General features: G+C 68.1%; 10 protein-coding genes. 3 read left to right on the forward strand and 7 right to left on the reverse strand.

The features are described from left to right. Positions 1-139 precede the first annotated feature (139 nt). Genes drmC through drmA form a run of 3 tightly spaced genes read right to left on the reverse strand, consistent with a single transcriptional unit; the run spans position 140 to position 6,671 of the window. Positions 140-901: a DISARM system phospholipase D-like protein DrmC gene (gene drmC, locus AOQ37_RS39035; RefSeq protein WP_078890369.1), complete on the reverse strand. Its 762-nt coding sequence runs from the start codon at positions 899-901 to the stop codon at positions 140-142. After that, positions 898-2,805 carry a DrmB family protein gene (drmB, locus tag AOQ37_RS27090; protein ID WP_062647801.1) on the reverse strand — a complete coding sequence of 636 codons (1,908 nt, stop codon included), beginning with the start codon at positions 2,803-2,805 and terminating at the stop codon, positions 898-900. The genes drmC and drmB overlap by 4 nt, the downstream gene beginning before the upstream one ends. Then, positions 2,802-6,671 (reverse strand): DISARM system helicase DrmA, encoded by a 3,870-nt coding sequence (gene drmA, locus AOQ37_RS27095; protein ID WP_199825089.1) that lies wholly within the window; start codon positions 6,669-6,671, stop codon positions 2,802-2,804. Before drmA ends, drmB begins: the two co-directional genes overlap by 4 nt. Positions 6,672-6,894: 223 nt before the next feature. Between drmA and AOQ37_RS27100 the strand changes: the two genes are divergently transcribed. Both AOQ37_RS27100 and AOQ37_RS27105 read left to right on the forward strand, forming a co-directional pair. Next, positions 6,895-7,245, forward strand: a complete 351-nt coding sequence (locus AOQ37_RS27100; RefSeq protein WP_062647803.1) for an antitoxin VbhA family protein — start codon at positions 6,895-6,897, stop codon at positions 7,243-7,245. Next, the gene (locus AOQ37_RS27105) at positions 7,242-7,814 is read left to right on the forward strand and encodes a Fic/DOC family protein (RefSeq protein WP_062647805.1); all 573 of its coding nucleotides are present in this window, start codon (positions 7,242-7,244) and stop codon (positions 7,812-7,814) included. The genes AOQ37_RS27100 and AOQ37_RS27105 overlap by 4 nt, the downstream gene beginning before the upstream one ends. A 109-nt stretch (positions 7,815-7,923) precedes the next feature. Here the strand turns inward: AOQ37_RS27105 and AOQ37_RS27110 are convergent, their stop codons facing one another. From AOQ37_RS27110 to AOQ37_RS39040, 4 genes are read right to left on the reverse strand one after another with little or no spacing between them, the layout of a single operon-like run. After that, on the reverse strand, positions 7,924-12,177 hold the full coding sequence (locus AOQ37_RS27110; RefSeq protein WP_062647806.1) for a hypothetical protein: 4,254 nt from the start codon (positions 12,175-12,177) through the stop codon (positions 7,924-7,926). 12 nt (positions 12,178-12,189) lie between these two features. Next, complete coding sequence (locus AOQ37_RS27115) at positions 12,190-13,815, reverse strand: lipase/acyltransferase domain-containing protein (RefSeq protein ID WP_234437010.1); 1,626 nt, start codon at positions 13,813-13,815, stop codon at positions 12,190-12,192. Positions 13,816-13,855: 40 nt separating this feature from the next. Then, entirely contained in the window at positions 13,856-14,137 is a 282-nt protein-coding gene (locus AOQ37_RS27120) for an ATP-binding protein (RefSeq protein WP_063781183.1), read from the reverse strand. Next, positions 14,116-14,961 (reverse strand): tyrosine-type recombinase/integrase, encoded by an 846-nt coding sequence (locus tag AOQ37_RS39040; protein ID WP_078890370.1) that lies wholly within the window; start codon positions 14,959-14,961, stop codon positions 14,116-14,118. Before AOQ37_RS39040 ends, AOQ37_RS27120 begins: the two co-directional genes overlap by 22 nt. A 158-nt stretch (positions 14,962-15,119) precedes the next feature. Here AOQ37_RS39040 and AOQ37_RS27130 point away from each other — a divergent pair, with 158 nt between their 5' ends. Continuing rightward, a complete protein-coding gene (locus tag AOQ37_RS27130; RefSeq protein WP_308418052.1) occupies positions 15,120-15,992 on the forward strand; it encodes a type IIL restriction-modification enzyme MmeI in 873 nt (290 codons plus the stop codon). Positions 15,993-15,995 lie beyond the last annotated feature (3 nt).

Below are 15,995 nucleotides of genomic sequence, written 5' to 3' on the forward strand. Positions count from 1 at the left end.
TGCGACCAGGCGCGAGCCTTCTCGACTATCCGAACTCGGGGCTCATCCGATGCTCGACGGTGCCACCGGAGCATGGTCCGCGAGGAGTACACCATTGGCTCGATCAGTAGAAGCCATGGTGTAGCGGATAGTAATTGGCTTATGGCAGGAGCCTCAGAATTCCCCGACGCTGCAGTTCCCGAATATGCTCCGCGGCCCTCTGCGGAGCGGCGCCGCCGCTGACAAGCACGCCAGCTTCCAGGTTCCTGCGTACTCCGGATTCGGTGAGGTTTGCGCTGCCCACCAGAAGGACGCGGCGGTCGGCCACAGCCAGCTTGGCGTGCTGCCGTGCACGCTCGTGCTCACGTGCAGAGGGAGCCCAGTGCCAGAGTCTCAGGCCAGACACCGAGGCGAACGCAGCAGCCGGTTCGGGTCCGTCGAGCAGTCCGGCCGCACCCTGCCGGGTTTCGACGACAACATGGACCTCCACACCTCGTGCGACGGCTTCGCGCAGGGCCGATATGAGCGGTGGGTGGCGGCGGGCCGCGTACGTCATGGCCAGCAGTTCAGAGCGGGCCCGGCTGACGACCTCGGTGAGTACGCGTGCAGTCGCGCGGACCGGGACGCCCGGTGTCGCTGGCCCGCTCCACACCGTCCGTACCTCTACTTCGTCTCCGCGCCGGGACCACCCCGCCACGAAGCCGCGAAGGTAGGCAGCAGCCTCGGCCGACGGTATGCAATCGCTGTGGGCTGCCTCGTACAGCGCCCGGATGGCGTCGCCTGCAGCCGGGACCTGGACCAGGAGCAGGGCGTGCTCCAAGCCCCGGCCTCGGGCGAACACACCCGCTAAGTCCTTGGTCCGGGACGGCCCCAGCAGGATGACCGCCTGCTCGGCTGCCGCCTCGAATCCTTGGCGGCTCACGGCCTCAGACTCGCGGGAGTGAGTACCTGGTCGGTGTCGTCACCGAGCGGGACAAGGAAACGCCGGTCCAGGAAACGGTTGCCGCGTTCGCAGGTGGTCTCGGAGACGAAGAGGCAGACGTGGCAGGCCGCGCCGTGCAGGTAGTCCGCAGGGTCCTTCGGCAGCCGTTCGGCGCACAGCGGGTCGGATGAGCAACGGGCCGCGTCCTCCAGGGCCCTGCGCACGATTCTTTCGAAGTGAGCGTCCTCCGTCAGCGAGACGAGGCCGCCGAGAGTGCCCTCGGAGTCGGGAACGGCGGTGTAGATGAGGATGCCGGTACGAGTGGTCTCCTCGTCTCCGGCGTAGATGCGTTCGCCGAGGCTTGCCGAACTGTAGCCGCATTCGAGGGCGATGGTGCGGATCAGCAGATGGGAGAGAGTGTGGAGGACTATGTAGCGTTCGCCGGGCCAGCCTCGCATGGGGTCGAAGGGCCCGGTGATCCGGTCCGACTTCCGGTTGCTGCGGAATCGGCCGAAGGCGTCCCGGTGGGCGGCCATCTGCAGTGATTTCTGCATTCGGTCCTCCCAGTCCGCCATCAGGTTCTCGCGTACCCGCAGGAAGATGCCCTCGCCTCGGACTTCGCTGGCCGGTACCCAGTTCTGCGAGGTGCGAGAGAGGCGCACGAGAGTGGCGATCTCGTCCGATTCAGGGTCGGGGGCGTCGAGCCGGGTGAAGCCGACCAGCGCTCGGGCCTCTCGTAGCCGCTGCACCTGGCGGACGTCCGCAAAGAGTTCGCCGAGTGCCGGGGGCACGGTGACGCTCTCCATCGCGAAGTCATCGGTCGGGTCGGGTACGTGCGGTGCGGCGAGGACGTCCCATTCGGGGCTGAGCAGGTCGGCCGCCACCTCCGCCGCGGGCTGGATCTGCTGTCCGGCGTTGCCCTGCCTGCGGGCCTCGACGGCAGCGATCAGCGCGTCCGGGCCGTACTCCTTGAGGTAGGTGAACTGAGGCATGGCGGCCAGTGCGTCGTAGACCGGGCGCGAGGTGACGTTCTGGAGCTCCACCCAGCGTTCCTCGACGAGTTCGGTCAGGTCCTGGTTTCTGCTCGGTGGCAGGGCGAGGGCACTGAGCGTCATCGGGAACCACTGGTTGGAGGCGCCCGCCACCATCAGAGTGGCCTCGCGGTCGCACCCGTCACTCTCGAAGGCGGACAGGTGCGGATGGCGGCCGCGGCAGGCGGGCAGCTCGGCGCGGCCCCGCTCCCCCATCGCGTCACGGATGTTGCGCTTCTCCCCACAGGCGACGCATTCGAGGGTGACGTTGGCCGCCTGGTTGCCGCCGTGGTCCTTCATGCGCATCAGCGGCCGGGGACTCTTCGCACACAGGTTGCCGTGGTGGACGAACATCGCGTACGGGAACTCGTCGAGGTGCCCATTCGTGCAGACCAGCGTGAAGCGGGCGGTCACGGCGAGGGGCCTGCCGAACTTGCAGTCGCTGTGAGCGAACTTCGCTTCGTGCGGGGTGCGCGGGTTGTTGTTGAGGAAGGTGAAAGCCTCTGAGTCGATGGGTGCGAGCAGGTTGCACGCGGTACAGCGCAGCCACTGCGGGAAGGGCGTGACGGGCACGCCGATGCCTTGGGCGGCCCAGTCCTTGGGGGCGCCGTCGGCACCTTCCATCCAGGGAGCGGAGCGCAGTTCACTGATCTGTGCCCGGCCGTAGAGCTGGAGGGCCCGGTTAACGGCGGTGCGCAGCCGGGGTTCCTCGATGAGGTAGTCGTCGGGGAGGAGCCCGGTGTGGCTCCAGGATTCGAGTCCTTTGACCAGGACGGAGAAGTTAGGCAGGTCGACGAGCGCGCCGACGCCGGCCGTGTACATGAGGTGGCTGGGGCGTGCGGCACCCACGCGCCGATAGTAGTTGCCGCTCATCGCCGTCCCTTTCCTGCCGCGGTTGCGGCGTCTCCGTACTCATCGGCGTCGACCGGTGTGCCACCGTCACCGCCGGTATCCTCATCGGCGGACGTGTCCTTGCTGCCCGCAGCCCCGAAGTACCAGGCGGGGCCGCCGTTGGTGGGCTGGTCCACGAAGTTACCGCCGCCGGGCAGCAGCAGGTTGAGTTCGTTCTCCGTCTCCCGCATGGACATGGGTACGGTGAGTTCGTCCCATCGCGAGCCGTCGGCACGGTGGAGAAGTCCGGTAACCAGGGTGTCCTTCTTCTTCTCCTTGCGGTAGCCCAGGATGCCGCCGCCCTCGCGCCGTTCCTCCCAGCGGTCCTTGAGGGCGTCGATGCGTTCGGTGAGATAGTCCTGCGCGCGTTGACCGCCGACTCGGTCCGCCCGTTCCAGCAGCCGCTGTTCGACCTGCCGGGCGAGGTCGCCGTGAAGATCCACGTGCTGGGCGTCGGTGTTGCGGGAGTTCTCGTAGGCAGCCTGGCGCAACGCCGCGATGTACGTCGGTGCGGTGCCGCGGTCGAGTGCGCGGCGGGTGAACGGGGTGACCGACAGGGCTTCGACCTGGCGGTAGAAGGTCGCGTGGTAGTGCGCGAAGTCCTCGAAGTGCGCCAGGTCGCGCGGCCGGGACCAGTTGTAGAGGGTGACGACTAGGCCGGGACGCCGCGCGTCACGGCCGACGCGGGAGGACGCCTGGATGTACTCGGCGGTGTTCTTGGGCTGGCCGACGACGAGCATCAGGCCGAAGCGGGAGACGTCGACGCCGACCTGGAGCATGGAGGTGGCCAGGACGACGTCCACCGCGCGTTCCTGCACGGGCGTCATGCGGGCCCGCGGTTCGCGCTTGTCCCGCCGTGCCGCCACGTATTCGGCGGCGAAGGCCTTGCGACGCTCCGTGGTGTCCCGTTCCGGGTCGAAGGGGGACTCCAGCCGTTTGAGGGTGGCACTGATGTCCGCCGAGGAGATGCGGGAGGTCAGTTCCTGGATGGTGAGCATCCCGGATTTGGTAGGGATGCGGTTCGCGATCGTGTCGTGCCCCTTGCGGCCGCCGTTGCTACGGACACGGGTGGCGATGTCGTCGTCGAGGTAGCGCCGCATGCCGGCGAGTTCACGGGTGGCGTTGAAGTAGCCGACGAGCGTCATGTACGGGTCTGCTGCGTCTCCGTAGGTGTCGAACTGCTCCTGCGCGGCGAGCAGCAGGATCTCGGCGACCCGGATCTCGGCGGCCTTGAGCCGGGTGCCGTGGGCGCACACGCCGAGGTAGCGGCGGCCTGGGTTGTCCCGGGCGAGTTCCACCTGCCGGGAGAAGAAGGTGTCGCCGACGTCGAGGACCTGTGGCGGGAAGACGGCGACCTGGCGGGCGAAGACGCCGCGCACCTGCTCGGCGGCGCGCTTGGTGGTGGCGGTGGACGCGACGATCTTCGGACCGACGTCGTGACGTACGCCGTCGCGATCGGAGTACGTCCAGCTGCACAGTTGGTCGATGGCGGCCTCGAAGAGTCCGACGGTGGTGCCGAGGGCGCCGGAGATCAGGTGCAGCTCGTCCTGGATGATCAGGTCCGGGGGCCGCAGCCGGGTGACGGGCTGGGCAGCCACCGCTTCCAGCGTCCCCTTTCGGGTGTGACGGCTACGGCAGCCGGTTCGCTCGTCGAGGTCGTCGTGGCGGTAGCCGTGGCGCGGGCACCATTCGGTGACTCGGCCGAACAGCAGCCCGGCGTAGCCGTTCCAGGGCAGCTGGGCGAACTTGTCGACAGTAGCGATGACCATGGCGGGGGCGAGGCGGTAGATCTCCTCGTCGACGGTGAGCACGGGGATGCCCTCGTCGGGTGAACCGAGCCGGGAGAAGGGACAGCGGTCCGCGCCTTCGCCTCGCGGGCAGTACAGCAGCACGCGGCGCCGGTCGGCGTCGTAGTCCATGTTGGAGTGGGCGGTCAGGCCCTGTCCGCACCAGGGGCAGCTGAGGACCTGGATGACGCGTGCGTGCTTGTCGCTGGCACTCTCCCGGGCACCCGCGATCTGCTCCTGTGCCTCGCCGAACCAGTTGGGAGACACGGAGGTCCCCACCCACAGTCCGATACGGAACGGGGTGCCGCCCCAGCGTCGGTCACGCGCGTACTCCTCGCGCCGCAGCACCTCACAGGCGCTCATGAGGGCAGCGGCCCGCTGGAACTGCTGGGCCGTCAGCAGCCGCAGGGTGTAGCGCATGAGGACGGCGACGCCCGCACTGCCGTCGTGGGCCTCGGTGCCGCTGCCCACGATGCCTTGGAGCCTGCGCAGGGCGAAGGTGTACGCGGCGAGGCCCAGGTAGGCCTCGGTCTTGCCGCCGCCGGTGGGGAAGAACAGCAGGTCGACGAGGGCCTCGCGGCCAGTGCCGCGGTGCGGGTGGCCGGGTGCGCTCAGTGAGGCGAGGTTGAGCAGGACGAAGGCGAGCTGGAAGGGCCGCCATTCGGCCGCCTCCTTGCCCTGTGCGTGCACCTCCTCATGGGCGCGTCGGTAGGAGGCGGGGTCGTCCTCGTGTCCGGCGCGTCGGCCGGCGATGGCGGTGTTGCGCCGCTGGAGGGCCATCGCCCGGTTGGCGAACCGGAACGCTTCGAGCGCGTCGTCGTCCGTGGACAGGACGTCGATACCGAAGGCGATGCGGTGACACACGTCCTCGGCCTGGTCGATGGCCGCCTCTGCGGCTGTACGCAGGTCGGCGGGGAGGGTCCGCGTCTTCTCCCGCTGGGTCTGGAGCCAGGTGCTGTAGCCGTCGGCAAGCGGGGCCAGGGCTGCGCTCAGTTCCGCGCGGCGTCCGGGCAGGGCGAGGGCCGCGAGTTCGTCCATGCCGAGTTCCAGCCCGGCCAGCAGCGGCTGTTCATCGATTTTGGGGGCGGTGGTGGCGCGCACGTCGTACTCCGGCAGCCAGGTGGTGGCCAGCCGGTGGGCCCGCCGCTCGCCGTGGCGGACGCCGGCCGTGACGGCGACGTTGCGGCCGACGGCGTAGCGGAGGCTGTCGCGGTAGAGCAGGCGCAGCCGCCGCTCCTCCGGTTCCTCGGAGGCCCCGGCGGACCGGGGGTCGAGCGGGTCGTCGATGGGCAGGAAGACGGCCGCCCGGTCGTCGGGGAACGCGGTCATCTCCAGACCGGTCTGGAACAGCCACTGGGTGTCCCTGCGGTCGGAGGTGCTCTCGGGGAGCCGGTTGACGAGAGCGACCTCCACGACACGCAGGTCCTCGCCGGCCGCTCCCGCCGGGCGTTCACGGACCTGTACGTCGAGGTGGATGCCGTGAGTGTCGTCCCCCTCCAGGACGCGCCGCTGGTCGCCGGCACGGGTGACCTGGACGTCGATGGGGTGGTGCATCACGGGCTCGCGCCCCCACACCCGCACAGGGTTGGGGCTGGTGTCGACGATCCTGTCGGTCAGCGAGTACCGCCCCCAGCGGGCGGTGACGCTGAGGGTGCCGATGGACGCCGGGACCACGAAGGACAGCCCCATGGAGGAGGCCCAGATACGGCCGGCGGCCTGCGGGGTGAGGCGTTCGGGCAGCTCGCCGCCCTCGGCGGCCTGCCCGTCGTCGCTGCCGAGCTCGTCGTCGCCGGTCTGGGCGGCACTGCGAGCCATCCGGCGGGCGTCGTCGCCACCGTCCGGGCGGGGCCCGAGCATGCCCACGAGGTACCGGTCGCGCGGCCCCGCCGACCGGTGCGGCAGTTCCTCCGTCTCCCCGTCCCATGGGCCGAGGAGGTCCCGCCGGATGTACGTCACCAGCCCGTCACGTACGTCGTACGAGTCCCCGGGGCGGAAGGTCTGCGGCACCTCATTCAACGGATGCGGCGGCACGCCGGGGGCGGCGGGCAGGGACGACGGCATGGGGCGGGCCCTTTCTGCCAGGTGGTGAGCCAATGGGGTGAGGCTATCGCGGGGGTGTGACAGTGCGAGCGGCTTCAGCATGATGTCGATTGACTTAGTTCACACCAGTTTTGCGAGATCAGCGGACGTAATGAGCTGCGCTCTCCGCCACACCCACGCGTCCCACCGGAATCCGTACTAGTATCTGTACAGAATCAAGACTCTATATGGGTACGGTGACAGCATGGAGATCCCCGAAGTCGTGACTGTCAGCGACGCGCGCGCGAGACTGTCGCGGATCCTGACCGACCTGTCGGAGTCCGGCGCGGATGCCGACCCGGTCCTGATCGGCGCCCACCGCAAACCCCAGGGCGTCCTCCTGTCCGTCGAGGCCTTCGAGGCGCTGAGCAGCCGAGCGGCACGACGTGCGGCCGTCGCCTCGGCCACGGGCTCCATCGAGGCCGAAGGGCTCCACGCCTCCGAGGCCTCCGACCGCGACACCGAGGCGTACGTGAAGGGCGACCTCGACGCGGACGCCCTTGTCGCCCGCGCGATCACCCGCCACCGTCAGACCTCGGAGCGGCGGGCAGGGTGAACGATCCGTACGCCATGCCCAACGGCGTGCTGCGCAACAAGCTCGGCATCACCGACCATCAAGCGCTCGCGGCAGCAGAGGCGGACATCACCCGGGCGCGCCTCGTCCTGCTCGCCGAACGCCCCCTGCCCGGTGCGTACGACCTCGGTCATCTCCAGGCGTTCCATGCCGCGGTCTTCGGGGACATCTATGCGTGGGCAGGCGAGTTACGCACCGTGAACATCGCCAAGCGCACGCCGTTCTGTCCGGCGAGAAACCTGGTGCCCTACGCCGGAGAGGTCTTCGGTCGTCTCGCCTCCTCCGGCCATCTGCGGGATCTCCCCCGCCAGGAGTTCGCAATCCAACTGGCCGAGTTGTACGGCGACATGAACGTCCTCCACCCGTTCCGCGAGGGCAACGGCCGCGCCCAGCGAGCGTTCCTGGCCCAGCTCAGCGCTGACGCGGGATACGACGTGAACTGGTCGGGCATGGACGCCCAGCGCAATGAGGACGCCTCGGTGAAGAGCTTCCTCGGCGACAACAGCCTGTTGGAGCAACTGCTCGACGAACTCATCACCACCACGGGCTGACACCGTCGCCACCGACAGGCGGCACGGCGTCTGGCGTCCGGCACGTCAGGCCGACACGGAGTGCGCCGGTGCCGGGCGGAAGGCCGGGCACCTGGGCCGGAAGCGGGGTTCAGGACCCGCCCGTGAGGTTCGATGCCGCTTCGAGGCTCACCTGCACCAGGCCTTCCGCTGTGGCCAGGGCCAGGTCTCCGTCAACGCAGGCGACGTCGTTCACGCAAAGGCCCAGGGGGATCCTCAGCGTCTCGGTTCCCGTCTCGCAGTTCCAGAAGCGGACGGTTCCGTCGCCGTCACCCGTGACCAGCATGGTTTCGCGGCCCGGGATCGGGTACGACTCCACGGCGGTCACGCCTGGATGGGCTAACGGCTCCCCTACGGCCTGGCCGGTCATGAGGTTCCACAGCCGCACGACCCCGTCCTCACCACCCGTGGCCAGGAGAGACTGGCCGCCAAGGCCGACGAACGCGGACAGGGCCCGCACGCCACCGGCGTGATCCGTCACCACCTCACCGGCCTTCTCACCATTGCCCGGATCCCACAACCGCACCACGCCGTCCTCACCACCCGTGGCCAGGAATGACCGCCCACCGAACCCGGCGAACGCCGATAGAGCACGCACCCCACGGGCGTGATCCGTCACCACCTCACCGGTCATCTCGCCGGTGCCCGGATCCCACAACCGCACGACCCCGTCCTCACCGCCCATGGCGAAGACGAGCCTTTCGTCATCGTCCTGGACGACTCGGACCGTGGTCACCGTGAGGACATCACCGTCATGTTCGGTCTCCAGCCCGTCGACCTGCTCGCCCTCGGCCGGGTCGAACACGCGCAGCTTCGATTCGCCGTCCACGGCGGCGATCAGGGTCTGTTCGTCCTCGCCGCTGAAGGATGTCAGCGTCCGCGTGGTCGTCACGGCGTCGTCGAACGGCACGCCTGCCGTTCGGCCGTCGTGCGGTGCCCAGATCCGTAGCGTGTGGTCGTCACCGCCGGTGGCCAGCAGTGGGTGTGTGCCAGACAGAGGCGGCACCGGCGACACAGTCCTCACCCAGTTCTCGTGGCCTGTCAGAGGCGCTGTCACCGGCTCGCCGCCGACCGGATCCCACAGTCGTACGCTGTTGTCTTCGCCGGCGCTGACGAGCAAGGTCCGTTCACCGGCCTCGGTCTTCTCGACCAGCGTTCCCACCGCGCGGACCGGCTTGCCGTGGCCGGTGAGAGGTGCCCTGGTCTGTCTGCCGATGTCCGGGTTCCAGATCCGTATCGTCCCGTCCTCACCGCCCGATGACAGCAGCACCTGCCCTTCCCGCCCCTTGAACACCGCGACGGAGAAGACGGCTCCCTCGTGACCGGTGAGGGGATCGGTGGTCTCCTTCCCGGTGGCCGGGTCCCAGATCCGTATCGTGCCGTCGTTGCCTGCGGTGGCCAGGCGAACATGCCTATCTTGGCCGTCTAGGCCAACAAACGCCGCCACCGAGTAGACGTCGCCGTCGTGGCCGGTCTCCACGAGCCGTTCGGTCTCCTGGTCGGTGTGCAGGTCCAGGTCCATCGCATACTCGTCCAGGCCTCCCACCGCCAGTTCCTTGCCGGTCAGCGGCTCCCAGACGCGTAGCGTCCCGTCTCCGCCTCCCGTGGCCAGCAGCGTTTGCCCGTCGGCGTCTTCGAACGCCGCCACGCAGTGAACCCAGTCGTCGTGGCCGGTCAGTGGCTCCCCCACTGTCTCTCCCTTGACAGGGTCCCAGATGCGTACCGTGCCGTCCGCGCCCCCGGTGGCCAGCAGAGTCCGCCCCCTCGGGCCCGCGAACTCCGCGATCGACTGGACGGCGCCGTCGTGCGGCGTCACCGGGTCCCCCACGGTCTCCCCCCTCACCGGATCCCAGATCAGCACCGCCCCGTCGTCACTACCCGAAGCCAGGAGCACCCGCTGTGAGGCGTCCGTGAACGCCACGAGGGTCTGTACCGAGCCGGTGTGACCGGTGAGACGCAAGTGGGGTGCATGGCGCTTCAGTTGGCCCCAGGCCACGGACCAGGCCGCATCAGGGTCGGAAGATCTCCTGCCGAAGCGCTGTACGACGGTCTCCGGCGTGCAGCGAAGGCTCGCCAGCTCGCGCAGTCCTCGCCGATCCCGGGGGTTCGCTTTGGTGAGCTGCTCTCGGGCGAACAGGACTCCCGCCACCGCCGGAGGCAGCTGGAATCGGCCAAGGGCTCTGAGCATGACACTGGAGACGACCGCCGAGGGGTTCAGCCGGTCGAGCAGTTGGGGACGGTCCGCCAGGGCTTGCCATCCGTCGGGCCCGGCGAGACCGGCATGGGTGGGCAGGTGTTGCACGACATAGGGGTTGGGGCGCTGCTCCGGCCCGGTCGGGGGCGTCGCCAGGTGCTCGGTGATACGGCGGTGCCGGTCGTCGTGCGCGGAGGACGGAACCGTCCGGGTGAAGTACTCGGAGAAGGTCCGGTGGGCCAGTCGGTACACGCTCTGCCCGGATTCCGTGTCAAGCAGGAGGTAGGGGGCCGCCGTCCATGTCAATTCTTCGATATCCGCGTCGGTGACCTTCATGTCAGGGCTGTCGGCGAGTGCTGTAGCGACGTCGGCCCACACACCCCCGGTCAGGGGCAGGCCGTGCCCCTGTGCCAGGGCCAGCGCCTCCAGCAGGGCCTGGTTGACAGGAGCCTTCTCGGCCAGCCGGTCGACGGCGCGGGCGAAGAGCCGACGGTGGTCGTCCTCAAGCAGCGGCCCGGGGTCGTCGGCGAGTCCCGGAGTGGCGATGATCTCGTGCACCGCCAGGCGTGCGTAAAGGAACTCCCGCTCAAGGCACCCGAGTGCTTTCGCCAGGTGGTCGATCTGTGCGGGCTCCACCTGGAGTTCACCCCTGCTGCGCGCTACCTCCAGGCGTCGCTGGATGTAGCTGGTCATGGCCTCCTCGTCACGGTCAACGTGAACGACCTTCCGGTTCCGCTCCCGGCCGACGCCCAGAGCGTCAGTGAGGTCCCGGTCCGCCGGCTCCGGCAGGTCGGGGCCTTCGAGTGTGGAGCCGCGCGTGCCGACGACGACCCGAACACCGGGGAGATCCGCCAGAGGGCTCAGGATCCGCTCGGCGATCGTCAGAGGCAGGCGGGCCTCGTCGAGTGCGTCCGCCAGGACGGTGAAAGCGGGATCGTCGGCCTCAGGAACCTGTTCCGCAACGGGGTCGTCCGTCCTGCGGAACTGCTGGATCAGCCACGAGCACTGTTCGGCGATCGGCCCCTCGGGAGGGGTGGGGAACCCGGCTGCCGCGGCGATCCGCAGCACAACCTCCCTGGGTGTCGCCCCAGTCAGGTGGAGGACCAGATCGAAGGCTTCATAGGGGCGGGGGCTGCCGAGGGGAAGGGGGTCGAGCTGCCGGTGGCGGATGAGGATGTCGGAGAGCTCACGCCGGGAGTGCACCAGGACATGCCCGAGCAAGGCGGACTTTCCCGATCCTGCCGCTCCGGTGACAACGAGCATGCCCGGTGCGGCACGGGCGAGCCAGCAGAGGATCTCATGACGTTCCTCGACGCGCCCCTGGAAGTACCAGGTCTGCTCACCGAGTTCGGCACCACTGGCCTTGGGGACGAAGTGACGCCGTTCGTCGTCGGTCAGGGACGCGATGACGGCATCGATTTCGGCGACCACATCCAGCGGTGCCTGAGTATGCGCCGCGATGGTCGACCGCGTGCGCCGCAGCACGGCACGCCCCGTATCCGTCTTCGGCGTGACAGGGCAACCTTGGAGGTTGCGGTTCAGTTCCGTGGCGAGGTCGTGCAGGTCGATGGTCTGCTGTGCGCGGAAGGTCACCGTGAGGACGGTGGTCAGCGCTCTGCGGAACGCACCGAGCGTGGTACTCCCGTCCTTGGACGTCGCCACGAGCAGAAAGTTGTGGACGTCCCCATCCCGGTAGGCGTCCCCGGTCAGCAGTTCGACGAAGCGCCCGGAGGTGCAGGCGTCGATGATGACGATGGCCCAGCCGGCGCCGTTCCTGCCCTGCCTGGCCTTGAGGTGCCGCAGCAGAGTGGGTGGGTCGATGCCGTCTGGGGCGACAAGCTTGGGACTGTGGGCGTGTGCCAGCAACGAGGTGGGCCCTCCGTCACTGAAGCCGTGACCGACCCAGTAGAGGACGGTGTCGCCGATGTCTCGGGGAGCGGACCACGTCGTCAGGCGCGTGGTGACGGCTTCAACCCCGCGGTCCTCCGGGGAAACCGGCCAGGGTTCGGTCTGGGAACCGAACGGCTTCAGCAACGCCTCGATGCCTTCGATCTCGGGATCCGTCTCCAGCCCGGGGAGGTGGAGATAGACACCGATGCCGATGGGGAAGAACTGCAGAGGTCTTCCGTCAGTGCTGTCGGAGATGGTCATGACGCACTGCGCTCAGTCGTCGTCGGAGTCGAGCGCCAGGACAAGTTGGGTGACGGGGGCGTTGCCGCCGGTATCGGCCCTGACCCGGTAGAGGCCCGGCCCGGGAAGGGTGATCGAGGCACCGATCTCACCGTCGTGCCAGCCGAGCCGACCGGTGGCAACACGCAGGCCGGTCTCGGCGTCCTGCACAGTGCAGGTGATCCCGGCATACGTGTCCAAGACGGAACCCGGTCCGGGCCTCAGGCGCAGCAACCAGGGCCGGCCCGCCTCGACGCAGTCCGGGACGTCCAGACCGATGTCCCCCTCACCCAACGCGGGGCCGAGGTCCTGATCGTGCTCGGTGAGCACCGCGCGGATATAGGCGATGGCGACGCTGTCCTTTGCCAGGGCACCGTGCTGCAGCGGGAGTGGGGTCACGCCCATGGTCGGGCCGAAGGAAGCGGCGTCCCGGTAGACCGTGCCATCCCCGGCCCGGTCCCTGCGAAGCGGGATGCCGTTGCGGTCACGGGCCAGGCCCCCGTCACCGTTGCGCTCGAACGAGAGGTACTGCTCGTGCACCACACCACTGTCGAGACGCAGACTCTGCACGGTCGGCTGCGCGACGCCGACGACAGCGCGGTGCCCCGGCAGCGCAGGTCCCTTCTCCCGCAGGTGCTGCTGGAACTCCTGCGCCTCGCGGGCGAGTTCGGCATCTCCTCCCAGGACTGCCACGTCGGCCGGGGTGAGCCGGTGGACATCGAGACCCGCGTCGACGCAGCGGTAATCTGGCAGCAGGTCGTGTACACCGGGCAGTGTCGCGCACAGGGCCTGCATTCGGCGCCGCAGCCGGGCGGGCAGCCGGCCGGAGTGGTCACCATTGAGGATGACGGCCGCCATGACCGAACCCAGGAACGGGGTACCGAGGGTGACCACGGCCCTGGTTTCAGGGGTCAGGTCGCTGCCCTGGGAGGCGGCGTGGGCGAAGGCGGCCCGGGTGACCAGTCCGCCCATGGAATGGGCGACGAACACCAAACGCGCCTCGCGCTCGTCCGGATGCGAGCAACGTGCCCGAGCATGCTCCTCGCTGGCGCGCCACCGCGCCAGGTGATCGTGAGCGGCTTCCGCCAGCCGCGCTCCATTGACGGCGACGGGGAGCCGCCAGTCGTACGCGAACTCAAGTACGGCCTTGGGGCGGGCGACAGCACGGACGGCGTCAAGAAGATCGCCGTACGGCTCGAAGCCCTTCAGGAACGGCGCCACCGTCGGGACGCGCAGCAACTCGGTGGCTTCGATCCGACCGTACCGGCCGGATCGTTCGTCGTCGTCCAGGTGCAGCGGGCGCATCCCGTCCTCGTGCCGCCATGCCTCGACCACCCACCGAGGATCACGCAGTCCCCACACCAACCGCCCGGTCGTGGTGTCGCGCAAGGCGCTGCCCATGATCCCCGGCACCACGATCACCGCATCATGCGTGGCATCCCGGATCACGGGTGGTGTCGGCGTCCAGGGCGCCACGCCCGCGCCAAAGGACATACCGGCTCGCTCGGTCCCCCCATACGTCATGCGGGAACGATATCCGGCATGCCTCACGCGGAGGCGGGAAAGCCGAGGACCGTAGGCGTGGCGACACTGTAGCGCGTTGCCCAATGTCGCGCTCATTGAAGGTAGTTGCCCTTGTTCGAAAGGCTCCACCGAGGCGTCAGCAGTGACTGGGCGCCCGATCCACCTCGGCCCACAGCGTCTTGGTGCAGGGGCCCTGCGGTCCCGTGCACCAGCGGTCGGCGAGGGCTTCCACAAGTAGCAGCCCGCACCCCGACTCGGCCTCCGTCGCTGGCAGTTCGGGCAGTCTCTGGGTGTAGGCGGGAAGCCCGCCCGGCCGGGTGTCGGTGACCTCGACACGCACCGACTCCGGCGTCAGCGTCAGGCACAGCGCGAAGTCCCGTCCCGACGCGCAGCCGATCAGGCGATGCGGGCGCGACACTGTTGACAGCCTGTCACCCCTCGCTCACCATCGTGCCTCTTGCGGTTGGGGTCTGCGCCCGGCAACAACCCGATCACCTTGTGGATTTGATCGTCGGCCACTGCCGCATACCCTGCGGTCGTCGCCGGTGAAGCGTGCCGCATCAGGCGCTGGGTGAGCAGGAGATCACGCCCCGAGGCGCGATAGACGGCTGTCCCGAAGCGGTGCCTCAGCTGGTGGTAGCGCATACGGATGCCCTCCTTGGCCGCGATGGCAGCGACCGTGCGCGAAACTCGCTCAGGGGTGACTCCGCCCCATAGGCGCCCCTCGGCCGTGAGGTCTAGCTTCTGAGTGACAACGGGAGGGACCGGGACGATATCGGTACGTCCACCCTTGCCTTGCACCCGCAGGACGACCTCGCCGTCCTGGAGAACCGATATGTCCTCACGTCTGAGCTTGGCTGTCTCATGCGCTCGCAGACCACAGAAGGCCCCCAAGAGCACCCACGCGCGATGATGGCCCCGTGCGACTGAAGTAATGCGGGCCAGGTCCCCCTCCGGCAGAGGGTTCGGCGTTGAACGCGGTGCCGGCGGCTTTCGAATGCCTGTGACAAGATCTACGCCTCTCCATCTACCAAAAGCCTGTAAGTGGTTGAGGTAGGTCCGCCGGGACCACGGCTTGAGCGAGCGCACCGCGAAGTAGGCCATCACATGATCGACTGTTAAGTCCTCAACCCGAACGAGGGCCGCCTTGGCGATGGCGCGAATACAGCGGGCTCTGGCACGGATGGTGTTGATCGAGTATCCGTCCACATGCTGTGCAGCAATGAAGGCATCGAGGACCATGAGGGGAACGTGTGCACCAACGGGGTTGGCAAACCAGACTCACCATCACATGGCCATTAAGCATTCAATAATGTCTTAAAGTATGAGATTTCGGCATCCGACTGGTAGCCAACCGCGGGAAGTCCTTTCAGGGGGCCAACGTTCTGGGGAAGGGCTTCATCCTGTCGCCCCAGCAGGCCGAGGAGCTCATCCAGCGCGACCCGCGCAACCGCGACGTCCTCTTCCCCTACCTCAACGGCGAGGACCTCAACTCCCGTCCGGACTGCTCGGCGAGCCGCTGGGTGATCAACTTCCATGACTGGCCCGAGGAGCGGGCCCGTGAATACCCTGAAGTATTCGCCATCGTGGAACGCGACGTGAAGCCCGAGCGACTCAAGAACAACCGCAAGGTCTATCGCGATTACTGGTGGCAGTATGCAGAGAAGCGTCCGGCCATGCTTAAGGCGATCAAGGGACTGGACAGTGTCTTGGCGGTGGCACTCGTGTCCCGAACCGTGATGCCAGTTTCGGTACCGACAGGACAGGTCTTCTCACACATGCTTGGGGTGTTCGCAGCTTCGGATTCTGCCCACTTGGCGTTGCTGGACAGCGGTATCCACTACGCGTGGGCAATCGCACGGGCGTCCAGCCTCAAGGGAGACCTTCGCTATACGCCGTCAGATGTTTACGAGACAATGCCGTTGCCTACCGGCAGCACGACCATGGCCGTTGCAGGTGCCGAGCTTGATCAAATCCGGCGATCTGTCATGCTCCAACGCGGCCTTGGTCTGACCAAGCTCTACAACCTCGTTCACGACCCGAGCATCATCGACGCAGATATCCATGCTCTGCGTGCAGCACATGTGGAGGTCGACCATGCCGTGATGCAGGCCTACGACTGGCAAGACCTGCACTTCCGGCACGACTTCACAACGACTCGAAAGAGCACGCGCTTCAGCCTACCCCAGCCGGTCCAGACTGAAGTGATCGACCGATTGCTCGAACTGAACCACGCCCAGCACGGGGGAAAAGCCGACTTCCTGCTCTTTTGAAGA

It is taken from the genome of Streptomyces maremycinicus, assembly GCF_001184025.1.
Lineage (GTDB): Bacteria > Actinomycetota > Actinomycetes > Streptomycetales > Streptomycetaceae > Streptomyces > Streptomyces maremycinicus.